Source organism: Halioglobus sp. D3-4, from assembly GCF_055809315.1.
Map to the genome: position 1 here is coordinate 3,785,619 of NZ_CM147907.1, position 13,753 is coordinate 3,799,371.

Sequence of the window (13,753 nt, forward strand, 5' to 3'; positions counted from 1 at the left end):
TCTAAAGGGTGACATACCAGCCAGACACATCTGGCTGGCAATAGATAAATAGACAAATTTTGAGACGAAACACTATAGAGTTGTACGATAATTGTGCAAGGGTTTTCTCCCCTTAAGCGGGCTGTCATTTTAGCCCGCCTGCTTGCATGCGCTCGCCTGATCAAGCATTCTCGCCTTCCGAATCAAGGATACCAGCGTTTGGAACCATCATCTTTCAATCTGACGCCGCGCCTGCAGGGTCGACGGCGTATCGCCGACGAACCCCGCTGGCGACCGGTGGGACATTTCACCAGTACAACACTGCCGTCGGGACTGCGCAGCTGGTTGACCGACGACGGCTCACTGACCGCCAGGCTGACCAATTCCGGCCGTGGTGAGTTCAGTGTCCGGCGGCTGTACCAGGGCTGGGACGTACCACTGCCCTCCGAAAGAGCCCTGCTGGAGCTGCCTGCGCGCCAGCTCGCGCTGGTGCGCGAGGTTGCCCTGATACTGGGCAGCGATGCAGTGGTGTTTGCGCGCAGTGTCTTTCCGATTTCAAGCCTGTCGGGCAGCCTGGCCCATTTGCGACGACTGCAGAACAAATCACTGGGGGCCATTCTGTTCAAACACCCTGACATGCGCCGCCATCCCTTTGAACTGGCGCTGATGGCAGGCGACGATGCCTATCTCCCGGCGAACCTGAAGCAAACCGGGCCCGCCTGGGGGCGCCGTTCCCGATTTGAGATCGCCGGCAAACGGCTGATGGTCAGCGAAGTTTTCCTGCAAGCCTTCACCCCGTGGCAGGAATCCCTGCACGTCCACAGAACGCAGCGTGGTAAAGTGAGCGCTGCATTTAGATCGTCAACCCAGTAAGCTGGGCCACTCGCACTGCCGTCTCGGGGTTCCATGGCACTCTCCTCCAAAACCAGCGCACTGTTACAACTGATCCGCTTCGACAAGCCTATCGGCACCCTGCTGCTGCTGTGGCCGACACTGTGCGCTCTGTGGCTGGCTGCAAAAGGTGTACCTGATCTGCACCTGCTGGTGATTTTTGTGCTCGGTACATTCCTGATGCGCTCAGCCGGCTGCATAGTGAATGATTTTGCCGACAGAAACCTCGATGGCGGGGTATCGCGTACCAATGCGCGGCCCTTGGTCACCGGGGAGGTGACAGTGCGCGAAGCGTTGCTACTGTTCACAGTACTAATGGTGCTCGCGTTTATTCTGGTGCTGTTCACCAATACCTTTACCGTACAGTTGTCGTTTATCGCTGTGGCACTGGCATCCACCTACCCGTTTATGAAGCGCTATACGCACATGCCCCAGCTGGCTCTGGGCGCGGCGTTCTCATGGGGAATACCCATGGCCTTCGCAGCCCAGACCAACGCACTGCCACCTGCACTGTGGTTCCTGTTTCTGGGTAACCTGCTGTGGACGATCGCCTTCGACACCGCTTACGCGATGGTAGATCGCGAAGATGATCTCAAGGTGGGCATCAAGTCCAGCGCCATCCTGTTTGGACGCTACGACCGCGCGGCTATCGGAATACTGCAGGCGGCCTGCCTTATCGCCTTCTATTTGGCGGGCAGGGGTTTCGGGCTGGGCGGTGTATTCAACGGCGCCTTGCTGGTGGCCGCTGCGCTGTTTGTCTATCAACAGTGGCTGCTCCGAGACCGCAGGCCCGATGCCTGTTTCAAGGCGTTTTTACACAACAACTGGGTCGGCATGGTCGTTTTTCTAGGCGTGGCTATGGACTACCTGATAGGGAATGCCTGAACCAGCAATGGCTAACACAACACAGCCCGCGCCCCTGAGCGCTGAATTTCTTACCAGCCTCGACCAGATACCGGCTGCGCAGTGGGACAGCGTCGCCAACACAGACTACCCGTTTCTACGTCACGCCTTTCTGTTCGGTCTGGAAACAACGGATTGCACCACGGCAGAGACTGGATGGCAGCCCTGTCATCTACTGTTGCGCAAGGGTGATGCGCTGGCGGCGGTGATGCCGCTCTACCTGAAATCGCACTCCTACGGCGAGTATGTCTTCGACTGGTCATGGGCCGATGCGTGGCGACAGAGTGGTCTGGAGTACTACCCCAAACTGCTCACCGCCATCCCGTTCACTCCGGCAACAGGGCCACGGCTGTGCGCCGCCCCTGGCATGGATGAGAACGAGTGCCTGCACGCCGCCATTGCCGCTGTGCGCGAGCTGGCAACGCGCCGGGATATCTCCTCCTGGCACCTGCTGTTCCCGACCGAGGCGATCAGCGAAACGCTGTTGAATGCTAACCTGCACCGCCGCGCGGCCACACAGTTTCACTGGTTTAATGACGGCTTTCAGAGCTTCGACGACTTTCTGGCAACCTTCAACAGCCGTAAACGCAAATCGCTGAAAAAGGAGCGCCGGCGGGTGGTGGAGCAGGGGTTAACCCTGAAAACGTTGACCGGCGAGGAGATCGGTGCACAACAGTGGGAGCAGTTTTATCACTTTTACCAGCTCACCTATGCCAAGCGCAGCGGTCACGGCGGCTACCTGAGCCGCGAATTTTTTCTAAACACCGCCGCCGCCATGGGCGATCAGGTGATTATGGTCCTGGCGTATCTCAATGAACGCGCCGTTGCTGGCGCGCTGTACTTTCGCAGCAGCGATACCCTGTACGGGCGCTATTGGGGCTGCGAACAGGAGTACGACTGCCTGCATTTCGAAGCCTGCTATTACCAGGGCATTGAATACTGTATTGCCAATGAGCTGCAGCGTTTCGACCCGGGCGCACAGGGAGAACACAAAATTCAGCGAGGGTTTCGACCCATCACCACTTGGTCAAATCACTGGATTGCAGATCCGCAACTTTCCGCAGCTGTCGGTGATTTCACGCGCCGTGAGGCACAGCACAACGAGCAATACCAGCAGTCCGCGTCGGCCTTGCTGCCCTTCAAATAATCGAACGCCTCGCGCGTTTGGTTTACTCGGGAGGTTTATCGCGGGTAAATACCAATTCCCTTGCGCTGGATTCTTTCTTGTTATAGCGATAGCCACCCGTTTTGAACTGCTTCAGATCATCGGGCTCCTGCAGTTCGTTCGCAATGATAAAACGCGCCATCTGCCCGCGTGCTTTTTTGGCATAAAAGCTGATGACTTTATAGCGCTCGCCCTTAAGATCCCTGAATACCGGGGTGATCACATCCGCATTCAGGGATGTTGCCTGCACTGCGCGGAAATACTCCTGCGACGCGAGGTTCACCAGCACGTTGGTGCCGGATTTACGGATCGCTTTGTTGAGGGCGTCCGTTATCGCTGTGCCCCAGAATTCATAGAGATTTTTACCACCTCGGTTGGCGAAGGGCAGTCCCATCTCCAGGCGATAGGGCTGCATCAGATCCAGCGGTCGCAGTAGGCCGTAAAGGCCCGAGAGAATCCGCAGGTGCTGCTGGGCAAAGCTCAGCTGATTATCGTCCAGTGTTTCGGCCTCAAGGCCGACATAGACATCGCCCTTGAAGGCCAGCAGGGAGTGTCTGGCGTTGCTCTTGTTAAAGGGCTGGCTCCAGTTCATAAACCGGCGGTGGTTCAGTTCCGCAATATTTTCGCTGACACCCATCAAATTGCGAATATCGTCCGGGGCCAGCGCGCGTGCGTCCTCAACCAGCTCGGCGGCACGCGCCAGAAACTGCGGCTGGGTCGCTCTGCGCGCAGGTGCTGCGGTGTCAAAATCCAGTGTCTTGGCCGGCGAAATTACGGTCAACATCAAGTCTCATCCTGGTTAAGGGGTTGTCGGAGAATATCTTTTCACGTCGGGGAGTGCGCTATGATACCCTTCGTCCGAATAATCAAAAAGACCTATCAGCCATGCATTTTTTGCACGCCTTTGTGCATTTTATCGATAGCTTCACAGATCGTAGCGGCCGCCTGCTGGCGTGGCTTCTCCTGTTTATGGCCCTACTGACCACCCTGGTGGTCGTCATGCGCTATGGCTTTGGCATAGGCTCGATCCCGACACAGGAAGCAGTCACCTACATGCACGGCAGCGTGTTCCTGCTGGGCGCGGCCTACGCACTAAAAACCGGTGCGCATGTCCGGGTCGACATTTTCTACCGGAAATTCGGCACCCGCGCCCGCGCCTGGACGAACAGCCTCGGCGGAATCCTGTTTTTGCTGCCACTGTGCGCCTTTATCGTCGCCAGCAGCTGGGGCTATGTCAGTGAGTCCTGGGGCATGCGCGAGGCCTCTGCTGAGCCCGGCGGTATACCCGCTGTTTTTTTGCTGAAGACCCTGATCCCGCTGATGGCGATCAATCTGGCGCTGCAGGGGCTGGCTGAAATTCTGCGCAACGCACTGATTCTGGTAGAGGACACAGCCAGCTAGTGGAATACCTCTCACTCTATCTGTTTCTGGCGGTCTGCCTGCTATTGATGTTCGGCTACCCCGTGGCGTTCACCCTCGCGGGCACCGCACTGGCGTTCGCCGCTGGCGGCGTACTGGCCGGTGTTTTCGATGCCGGCTTCCTGTCGGCGCTACCCGGGCGAATATTCGGTACGATCAACAACACCACGCTGATCGCCGTGCCCCTGTTTATCCTGATGGGGAATATCCTGGAGAAATCCCGTATCGCCGAGGAATTGCTGGACAGTATGGCCCGTTTGTTCGGCGGCCTGCGCGGCGGGCTGGGTATCTCGGTGGTGGTGGTGGGCATGTTTCTGGCCGCCAGCACCGGTATTGTCGGGGCCACGGTGGTAACGATGGGCTTGCTGTCACTGCCGAGTATGCTGCGCAGCGGCTACAGCCCCTCACTGGCTACGGGTACCATCTGTGCAACCGGTACGCTCGGACAAATTGTACCGCCCTCCATCGTACTGGTGATGCTGGGCGATATCCTCTCCAACGCCTATCAGCGGGCGCAGCTCAATATGCACGTGCTCAACCCCAAAACCGTCTCAGTTGGCGACCTGTTTGTCGGGGCACTGATACCGGGCATGGTCTTGATCGGACTCTACATCCTCTATCTGCTGGTTCAGGCCCACCTACGGCCGGAGACTGCACCGCCCGGCAAGGTTGAACCCATCTCCGCCGGACAAGTACTGCGTGGCCTGCTGCCACCGCTGCTGTTGATCGGCGTAGTGCTCGGCTCCATCATGCTGGGTGCCGCTACACCCACAGAGGCCGCCGGTATTGGCGCAGTCGGCGCCTTCCTGCTGGCGCTGTTGAAAAGGCAGATGAACCTTGCGCGCCTGCGGGAAACGCTGCAACAGACGCTGGAAGTGACCTGCATGGTGTTTATGATCCTGATCGGTGCCGCTGTGTTTTCGCTGGTGTTCAGGGGCTTCGGGGGTGAGGAACTGATCCACGGGTTTTTCAACGCGCTGCCTGGCGGCGTTATGTCCGCCACACTGGTGGTGATGCTGCTGATCTTCCTGCTCGGCTTTATTCTCGATTTTATCGAGATTACTTTTGTGGTGGTGCCCATTGTCGGGCCCATATTGTTAACCATGGGGGTCGATCCCATCTGGCTCGGCATTATGATAGCGCTCAACCTGCAGACATCTTTCCTGACCCCCCCGTTCGGCTTTGCCCTCTTTTACCTGCGCGGCGTGGCCCCTTCATCCGTATCGACCGGTGCTATCTACCGGGGTGTAGTTCCCTTTATACTCCTACAGTTGATATTGCTGGTAGCGCTGTGGTTCTGGCCGCAGATGGCAACATGGCTGCCCGCAACCCTTAAATAGGCGGCGCGGCAAGGCGCCGCCCGAAAACGACTTGTACATTACAACAGGCAACTGCGATGAACGATATTGATACTGCGCCGATCCCCCAGGGAGACCTGGCACTGCAAACAGTAGCGATGCCCAAGGACACCAACGCCAACGGCGATATCTTCGGCGGCTGGCTATTGTCGCAAATGGATATAGCGGGAATGATCACCGCTATTGAAGTTGCCGGCGGCAGGGTCGCCACCGTTGCTATCGACGGCATGGCATTCCTGACGCCAGTGCATGTGGGCGCAGTGGTGTCATGTTACTGCGATGTACTGGAGGTGGGGCGCAGCTCTATCCGCATTATTGTGGAAGTGTGGATCAACTCCAAGCACGACCGTGAGCCCATCAAGGTGACGGAAGGCGAGTTCGTATTCGTTGCCATTGACGAGAAAGGCCGTACGCGCACCATCAAGAGCTAGGGCACCTCTGGTCTGGTTGATGCGGTGACGCAAAGCCAGAAGAATCACCGCATTCATCAAAGGTTTTCTGGGTTTCTACAGCTCATCGTCTCCGATGACTACATCCCTGGCATTGATATAGGCCTGCTCTGAGATGTGGTGGTAGTTGCGCACACCCTGGTAAAACTTGCGGTATGACTCATAGACTTTCGCGGCCATCGGATCCTCTGCCACCAGCTTCTCCATCGCCACCTGCGTACCCTTCCACAGGGCCAGCAGTACGTCATCGGGCAGACGCCGCAACTGCACACCGTGTTCATCAATCAGGCGCTGCAGGGCGGCATTGTTGCGCGCCGTGTATTCGTCCAGCATGTCCTGGTTGGCGGCCCGCGAGGCGGTGACGACTATGGCCCGCAAATCCTCGGGCAGGGCCTCCAGAGAATCCTTGTTGACAACAAACTCCAGAATCGAGCCCGGCTCATGCCACCCGGGGTAATAGTAGTAGCGGGCCACCTCCTGAAAACCAAACGCCAGATCGTTGTAGGGCCCCACCCACTCCAGCGCGTCGATCACACCGGTCTGCATGGAAGTATAAAGCTCGCCTCCGGGGATGGTGACAGCCGTTCCACCGGCGTTGGCAAACACCTCTCCGGCGAGGCCCGGGATGCGCATCTTCAGGCCCTTTAGGTCGTCGATCGAATTGATCTCCCTGTTGAACCAGCCCGCCATCTGCACACCGGTACTGCCGCCGGCCATCGGCACCAGATTGTAGGGCGCATAGGCCTCCTGCCACAGTTCAAGACCGCCGCCGTAATGCAGCCAGCCGTTCATCTCCTGTGCGTTCAGGCCGAAGGGAATGGAGGTAAAAAAGACAGAGGAGGGGACTTTACCTTTCCAGTAATAGGCCGCGCCATGGCCTGCATCAACCACGCCCTGCGACACAGCATCGAACACCTCCATCGCCGGCACCAGCTCACCGGCACCGTAAACATGCACGGTGAGGCGGCCATCACTCATTTCCTCTACCAGCTTGGAAAAATTCTCGGCGGCCATACCCAGACCGGGGAAGTTCTTTGGCCAGGTGGTCACCATCTTCCACTGATACTTCTCGCCGCCCGCCGCTTCGACATACTGGCTATCACCGCGTTTTGCGCCTGCGCGCTCAGTCGCCCAGAGACCGATTGTCGCCACCAGTGCGGCCACCAGCAGCAGGATAATCAGTGGTGTATAACGTCGTTCGAAAGAAGTGTTGCCCATGCTCAGTTCGCCCCGCGATAGATGGTGCTACATCAACTGCAAATTTGCGTATTGCAGCACCAGCCATTTGCCGCCTTCGGTATCAAAATTGACCTCAACGCGGGCACTGGCGCCGCGCCCTTCGAAGTTTAACACGACGCCTTCACCGAACACCTGATGGTATACACGTTGACCCAATGACAGCCCGGTATCCGGCACTTCGGCCTGGGTGATAGCACTCACGGGCTGCGTGACTGTGCCGTGCAGGCGCACTTCCTGCAATAGTTCTGCCGGTATTTCCCGCACAAAGCGGGAGGGCGTGTTATACGATTCACTGCCGTGTAAGCGACGGCATTCCGCGTAGGTGATTACCAGTTTTTCCATCGCCCGAGTAATGCCCACATAGCAGAGCCTGCGTTCCTCTTCGAGGCGACCGGGCTCTTCCATGGACATGCGGTGGGGAAAGAGGTTCTCCTCCATACCGGCTAAAAACACCAGCGGAAACTCCAGCCCTTTGGCGGAGTGCAGCGTCATTAATTGCACACTGTCCTCGTGTTCATCAGCCTGGGCATCACCGGCATCCAGTGCAGCGCGGTCGAGGAACTGTTGCTGCGCAGACAGCTCACCATCCTCCGGGACAAACTGCTTGGCAGCGCTAACCAGTTCCTCGAGGTTCTCGACGCGCGCCTGGCCTTTCTCACCCTTTTCATTCTTGTGGTATTCCAGCAGGCCGGAATCCCGTATCGCCAGATCGACCAGCCCTTCCAGCGGTAATTCATCCGCACCGCTGTCCAGCGTATCCAGTAGATCAACAAAGCCCTGCAGCGCGGTCAGCGCCCGAGCGGGCAGCAACTTCTCCTGCAGCACTGCAGCGATGGCCAGCCACAGCGTCACCCCCCTGTCGCGTGCGCACTCACGCACGGTATCGAGTGTCTTACTACCGATACCACGCGGCGGGGTGTTGATAACACGCTCTACCGCTGCATCGTCTCCGCGGTTGAGCATAAGGCGCAGATAGGCCAGTGCATTGCGAATTTCCATGCGCTCATAGAAGCGCTGTCCGCCATAAATACGGTATGGGGTACCGCTGCGGATAAGCGCTTCTTCCAGCACCCGCGATTGCGCGTTGGAGCGATACAAAATCGCAACAGAAGAACGCGCGTTGCCATTCAGCAGCCACTGCTCCGCCTGCTCCACAATGTAACGGGCCTCATCGTGTTCGTTATAACCCGCGTACAGGCTGATCGGTTCGCCCGCTTCACCCGCTGTCCACAGCTCCTTGCCCAGCCGGCCGAAGTTGTGCGCGATGATGCCGTTCGCTGCCTTCAGAATGGTCTGCGTCGAGCGGTAGTTCTGCTCCAGTCGGATTGTCCGGGTCGATTCGAAATCGTCGGTAAAGCGCTGGATGTTTTCAATCTTGGCGCCGCGCCAACCGTAGATGGACTGGTCGTCATCCCCCACCGCCACCACGGGAATAGTCGAGCTCGCCAGAACCCTAAGCCAGGCATACTGCACGGTATTGGTGTCCTGGAATTCATCCACCAGAATCTGTCTGAAGCGGCCCTGGTAGTGCTGCAACACCTCCGGGCTCTTCAGCCACAACTCGTGCGCACGTAGCAGCAATTCCGCAAAATCCACCATACCAGCGCGCTCGCAGGCGACCTCGTAGGCGCGATAGACCTGCAGCATCGTCTGCGCGAATAAATCGCCGGGCGGCGCATCGACATGTGCGGCACGCAGGCCCTCGTCCTTCTGCCCGTTAATAAACCACATCGCCTGCTTGGGTGGCCACCGTGATTCGTCCAGCTGCAGTTCCCGGCATACCCGCTTCACCAGGCGCAGCTGATCATCGCTATCCAGTATCTGGAAGTTCTGGGGCAGTCCCGCCTCTTTCCAGTGCGCCTTTAGCAGGCGGTGGGCCAGACCGTGAAATGTGCCGACCCACATGCCGTGCGCGGGAATGTGCAACATCTCCTCGATGCGACCACGCATTTCCCGCGCAGCCTTATTGGTAAACGTGACGGCTAGTATTGACCAAGGCGAAAAGTCCTCCGCTTTGATCAGCCACGCTATACGGTGCACCAATACGCGGGTCTTGCCGCTGCCAGCTCCGGCAAGCACCAGCATGTTCTGGTTTTCCGCACCAACGGCGTCGCGCTGTGCTTCATTAAGGGGGGAGAGAATTTCTGATACGTCCATTGATCTATTCTAACCAGTGTTGGGGTGAAAACTACCCGCATGACAACAATCTTTGGCCGTGAGGCGATTTTTGTAGCAAGGAAATTACCCCGAGGGTCTGTTATGATCGCCCGAAATATCAGCACGCACAGGGCGCTTCCACGATGGCAAAAGATAACGACGATCGCTCGGATAAAGACAACGAACGCTCGAATGGCCATTTGCGTCAGGAGCCCACCTTCAGCCGCTACAATGATGACGACTATGAGGAATCCGATCGCGACGCTGATTATGCCTCGGGATACCATGTCGATGATGACATCCCGGAGGACGAGTTTGACGACGACTATAACGAGGGCGATGAGCCCGACTTATTCAGCGATGATCGGGCAGACGGCGACTACGACTATGATTCGCCGGATGAGGATACCGATGAGGACGACGCCGAGGACTGGCCCGAGGAAGAGCGATTTTTGGACGGGGAACGGGACCAACCGCAGACTTGGCCGCTGGGTCTGATCGCCGTTGCTGTCATCGCACTGATACTGCTGGCCGCCGGCGGTTATGGCGTGATGCAACAACGCACTGCTACAGAGAATGAACTGCGCGAACTGCGTGCAGCGCTGGCCACTACCGGCAACCCCAAGGACGCAAGTGCCAGTCGCGATGCACTGGAAGCAAAGCAGAAGGCCTTTGAAAAACTGGCTAATGAGACAGAAGCGCTGCGACTGGAAAACCGAGCGCTCAGCGATACCGTCGCCGGCCTACAGGCACAACTGCGCGAGTTGCGCATCGCACTGTCACCTGATTCCGCTGCAGCACCTGGCGGCAGCAGCCGACAGGCGAATAGCGCCGCGCAGGTCGCGCCAGAGCCGAAAGCGGCTGCACCAGCCAAACCGAAAAGCAAACCCAAACCTGAATCCAAACCTAAGCCCAAGCCGAAGCCGAAGCCGAAACCCAAACCCAAGCCGGCACCCAAGCCTGCAGCCAAACCACAACAGTCAGACCCTGTAGTAGCAGACGCAACCGGCCCGTGGTTTGTGAACTTCGGCTCATATGCAATGCGTGAGATGGCGCAGTCGTGGGCGAGCCGGTTGCGGCCGACCGCCGGGGAAGTCGTGATTATTCCGATTAGCAGCGACGGTAGAACGCTGTACCGACTCAGGGTGATAGGCCTCGCTGACAGGGAAACCGCTCAGCGGGTAGCCCGCAAACTGGAAAAGGATCTGCAGGTTTCGAAACTCTGGGTCGGTGAAGAATAGCCGGAGACGTGCACACTGACTTGGCAGAAGCCCGGTCTCCTGTTACTGTTTTCCTTTAAATAACTCTACGCAGGTGAGGACATAATGAACAACACTATCAAGCTGGCACTATTCGGATTGGTATTCTCAAGTGCGGCAAGCTTTGCCCAGGATTGCACGGCGCCGGCCACACCTACACTGCCGGACGGCGAGACTGCCAGCCTGGAGGAGATGCTGGCGGGACAGAAGGCTGTGAAAGATTTTCAGGCAGAGAACACCGCCTACCGCACATGTCTGGAGCCGCACATAGCTGCTGCTGAAACAGCTGCCGCTGGCGATTCTCCGGGGCCGGAGCTGGTCGAGGCGCTCAAAGTGCTGACCGATGATTACAATGCGTCAGTGTCGAAAGAGGAAGAGCTTGCGACAAATTTCAACACGGAATTGCGCGAGTACAAGGAAGCCAATCCCAGCTAATTAGATCGCCGCCCCGACATCTCCCGTCACGGGCGGCACCCTTCACCCCGGTATCCACAGCAGAAACCCCAGCGGACTTTTGCTGTAAGCCACCGACACGATATACCCCGCCGTCACCAACGCCAGCAGCCACGCGCCAATGCGCACACCTCTGGATCGCCCAAACCGCAGCGCTACCATACCCAACCCGATATACAGCAGCAGCGCAATCAGCTTGGCCGCCACCCACGGTGTCTCTAGCGGTGATAAACGCAACACAACCAGCAGCATGATCGCCGAGAGCAATAGAAACGTATCCACGATATGCGGCAGGCGCCTGGCCACCGCGCTGCGCAGCAGGGGATGTCCGGTCGCCATCCAGAAGCCCCGCAGCGCGAACCCCGCGATGGATATGAAGGCGCAACCCATATGCACTGAGTGGAGGACAAAATACCATTGTTCAGTAGGCATACTTATACCTGTCAGTGATTATGCACACCGACCTGCGATACCAGCGCGCCGGTTGTAGCGCGATGTAAGCTATTCATCCAGCGCCGGCCCGGCGACCGCCCGGACCTCGCGGGGTCGCAGGGGACGACCGTCCTCACTGGTCGCCCCCATACGACGAATAGGTTTGCCGCTTTCCCGCTCCACAAACACCAGGCGGTCGCCTCTGGCGTGGGGCCGGTGTTTATCGCCCCAGTGTGTCATCGACAACAGTACAGGTTGCAGATCCAAACCCTGCTCCGTCAACACGTACTCGGCGTGAGCACCGCCAGCTGATTGCCGCCGCTCCATAATGCCCTCGTCGACCAGCAAATTGAGCCTGGCGCTGAGAATGTTCTTGGCGATTCCCAGGCTGCGCTCAAACTGCCCGAAGCGTTTTGCACCAAAAAAGGCGTCCCTGAGAATCAGCAACGTCCAGCGCTCGCCGATGATATTCAGCGTCTGAGCCAGCGAGCAATTCATATGGTCAAAGCTCTTGTATTTCACTGTCTCTTTCTCGGGGGACGTGTCAGAGCAGAATTTTATGGTTGCATCTCAAAACTATCAAGTATTATGATGCAACCACTTGCTTACAAGCCACCGTTTAACGAGAGAGGGATGGGGTATGAAACCAGTCTGCTTGGTCATCGGCGCCGGTGCCGGTATTGGCGGGAATGTCGGCAAGCGCTTTGCCGCCGGCGGATATCACGCAGTGCTTTGCAGGCGCAGTGACGAGGCGGGCTTGCACAAGCTGGTAGCCGAGATAGAAGCCGCCGGTGGCACGGCCAGCGGTTACCTGCTAAACGCGGTTGAAGAGGGCAGTATCGAGGCGCGCGTTGCCGCGATAGAAGAAGAGCTTGGACCGATTGAGGTCGTCGTCTACAACCTCGGCGCCCAGATTGGTGATCGGTCGCTGGAGGACACCAGTTACAAAGCCTTCGAAATGGGCTGGCAACTCGCCACCTTCGGTTTATTTCGCACCGCCAGTGCGGTGTGCCCAAAGATGGAAGCGCGCGGCAAGGGCGTCATTCTGGTGACCTCGGCCACCGCGGCGATGCGCGGCAACGCCGGGCAGCACTCCCACGCCGCCGCAATGGGTGGCCGGCGCATGCTGTGCCAGACATTGAATGCACAGTTTGCCGCCAAGGGAATTCATGTCGCGCATATTCTTATCGATGGCGCAGTGGACGCGCCCGATACCCTGGGCAAAATGCTCGGCGCTGAATTGTTCCAACAGCTGCGCGATGAACGCGGTGGCGAACAGGACGGCCTGATGCTGCCACAGGAAATGGCCGAAACCTACTTCCATGTCGCGCAACAACATCGCTCCGCGTGGACACACGAACTGGATCTGCGAGCCTATACCGACCTCGCCTGGTGGAACCACTAACAACCAACTCACCACATACGCTCACGGAGAAACACAATGGCCAGACTGGAATTTATGTTTGATTTCGCCAGCCCCAATGCCTACCTCGCCTACAAGGTGCTGCCTGAAATTTTGCAGCGCACCGGCGCTGAGTTAGTCGTTCACCCGGTGCTGCTCGGCGGCCTGTTCAAAATCACCGGAAACCAACCACCTATGGTGGCCTTCGGTGGTGTGAAGGGAAAACTGGACTATGAAATGCTGGAGAGTAAGCGGTTCATCGAGAAGCATAAACTCAACGATTTCACGTTCAATGCCAACTTTCCGATCAACACCATCAGCCTCATGCGCGGCTTGTTGGCCGCACAGGAAACAGGCTGCGAAAAACACTATATCGACACTATGCTGTCTGCGATGTGGGAGCGGGACCTGAAAATGGACGAGCTCGACGTAATGACGGCAGTCCTCAACGAGGCGGGGCTCGATGCTGAAAAGCTTATCGCGCTAACCCAGACTGACGCGATCAAGGATAAGTTAAAAGCCAATACTCAGGCAGCCGCCGATCGCGGCGCGTTTGGCATCCCCACGTTTTTTGTCGGCGATGAGATGTTTTTCGGCAAGGACAGGCTGGGCCTTGTCGAGGAAGAACTGATGAAACAGGCCTAACG

General features: G+C 57.8%; 15 protein-coding genes. 10 read left to right on the forward strand and 5 right to left on the reverse strand.

What is annotated here, in order from left to right:
• Positions 1–198 precede the first annotated feature (198 nt).
• The 3 genes from AC0L6S_RS16590 to AC0L6S_RS16600 are packed head-to-tail and all read left to right on the forward strand — an operon-like array spanning position 199 to position 2,920.
• Positions 199–852: a chorismate--pyruvate lyase family protein gene (locus AC0L6S_RS16590; protein WP_473425221.1), complete on the forward strand. Its 654-nt coding sequence runs from the start codon at positions 199–201 to the stop codon at positions 850–852.
• Between the two features lie 33 nt (positions 853–885).
• The gene (gene ubiA, locus AC0L6S_RS16595; RefSeq protein WP_473425222.1) at positions 886–1,755 is read left to right on the forward strand and encodes a 4-hydroxybenzoate octaprenyltransferase; all 870 of its coding nucleotides are present in this window, start codon (positions 886–888) and stop codon (positions 1,753–1,755) included.
• Between the two features lie 7 nt (positions 1,756–1,762).
• Positions 1,763–2,920, forward strand: a complete 1,158-nt coding sequence (locus tag AC0L6S_RS16600; protein WP_473425223.1) for a GNAT family N-acetyltransferase — start codon at positions 1,763–1,765, stop codon at positions 2,918–2,920.
• Positions 2,921–2,942: 22 nt separating this feature from the next.
• Here the strand turns inward: AC0L6S_RS16600 and yaaA are convergent, their stop codons facing one another.
• The gene (yaaA, locus tag AC0L6S_RS16605) at positions 2,943–3,722 is read right to left on the reverse strand and encodes a peroxide stress protein YaaA (protein ID WP_473425224.1); all 780 of its coding nucleotides are present in this window, start codon (positions 3,720–3,722) and stop codon (positions 2,943–2,945) included.
• Between the two features lie 101 nt (positions 3,723–3,823).
• Here yaaA and AC0L6S_RS16610 point away from each other — a divergent pair, with 101 nt between their 5' ends.
• Genes AC0L6S_RS16610 through AC0L6S_RS16620 form a run of 3 tightly spaced genes read left to right on the forward strand, consistent with a single transcriptional unit; the run spans position 3,824 to position 6,146 of the window.
• Positions 3,824–4,339 (forward strand): TRAP transporter small permease subunit, encoded by a 516-nt coding sequence (locus tag AC0L6S_RS16610; RefSeq protein ID WP_473425225.1) that lies wholly within the window; start codon positions 3,824–3,826, stop codon positions 4,337–4,339.
• A gap of 47 nt (positions 4,340–4,386) precedes the next feature.
• Positions 4,387–5,697 carry a TRAP transporter large permease gene (locus AC0L6S_RS16615; RefSeq protein ID WP_473428628.1) on the forward strand — a complete coding sequence of 437 codons (1,311 nt, stop codon included), beginning with the start codon at positions 4,387–4,389 and terminating at the stop codon, positions 5,695–5,697.
• A 56-nt stretch (positions 5,698–5,753) separates the two neighbouring features.
• A complete protein-coding gene (locus AC0L6S_RS16620) occupies positions 5,754–6,146 on the forward strand; it encodes an acyl-CoA thioesterase (RefSeq protein ID WP_473425226.1) in 393 nt (130 codons plus the stop codon).
• A gap of 75 nt (positions 6,147–6,221) precedes the next feature.
• Here the strand turns inward: AC0L6S_RS16620 and AC0L6S_RS16625 are convergent, their stop codons facing one another.
• Together AC0L6S_RS16625 and uvrD are read right to left on the reverse strand one after the other, a co-directional pair.
• A complete protein-coding gene (locus AC0L6S_RS16625; RefSeq protein ID WP_473425227.1) occupies positions 6,222–7,382 on the reverse strand; it encodes a TRAP transporter substrate-binding protein in 1,161 nt (386 codons plus the stop codon).
• A gap of 27 nt (positions 7,383–7,409) precedes the next feature.
• Positions 7,410–9,560, reverse strand: a complete 2,151-nt coding sequence (gene uvrD, locus AC0L6S_RS16630) for a DNA helicase II (RefSeq protein ID WP_473425228.1) — start codon at positions 9,558–9,560, stop codon at positions 7,410–7,412.
• Between the two features lie 143 nt (positions 9,561–9,703).
• On the opposite strand from uvrD, the gene AC0L6S_RS16635 reads away from it, so the two are divergent.
• Positions 9,704–10,801 carry an SPOR domain-containing protein gene (locus AC0L6S_RS16635; RefSeq protein WP_473425229.1) on the forward strand — a complete coding sequence of 366 codons (1,098 nt, stop codon included), beginning with the start codon at positions 9,704–9,706 and terminating at the stop codon, positions 10,799–10,801.
• A gap of 84 nt (positions 10,802–10,885) precedes the next feature.
• Complete coding sequence (locus AC0L6S_RS16640) at positions 10,886–11,254, forward strand: hypothetical protein (protein ID WP_473425230.1); 369 nt, start codon at positions 10,886–10,888, stop codon at positions 11,252–11,254.
• Between the two features lie 42 nt (positions 11,255–11,296).
• Here AC0L6S_RS16640 and AC0L6S_RS16645 read toward each other — a convergent pair whose 3' ends face one another.
• Together AC0L6S_RS16645 and AC0L6S_RS16650 are read right to left on the reverse strand one after the other, a co-directional pair.
• On the reverse strand, positions 11,297–11,704 hold the full coding sequence (locus AC0L6S_RS16645; RefSeq protein ID WP_473425231.1) for a SirB2 family protein: 408 nt from the start codon (positions 11,702–11,704) through the stop codon (positions 11,297–11,299).
• A gap of 69 nt (positions 11,705–11,773) precedes the next feature.
• On the reverse strand, positions 11,774–12,226 hold the full coding sequence (locus tag AC0L6S_RS16650; protein ID WP_473425232.1) for a winged helix-turn-helix transcriptional regulator: 453 nt from the start codon (positions 12,224–12,226) through the stop codon (positions 11,774–11,776).
• Between the two features lie 118 nt (positions 12,227–12,344).
• Here AC0L6S_RS16650 and AC0L6S_RS16655 point away from each other — a divergent pair, with 118 nt between their 5' ends.
• Positions 12,345–13,109 carry an SDR family NAD(P)-dependent oxidoreductase gene (locus AC0L6S_RS16655; RefSeq protein WP_473425233.1) on the forward strand — a complete coding sequence of 255 codons (765 nt, stop codon included), beginning with the start codon at positions 12,345–12,347 and terminating at the stop codon, positions 13,107–13,109.
• Between the two features lie 36 nt (positions 13,110–13,145).
• The gene (locus AC0L6S_RS16660) at positions 13,146–13,751 is read left to right on the forward strand and encodes a DsbA family protein (protein ID WP_473425234.1); all 606 of its coding nucleotides are present in this window, start codon (positions 13,146–13,148) and stop codon (positions 13,749–13,751) included.
• Positions 13,752–13,753: the final 2 nt, after the last annotated feature.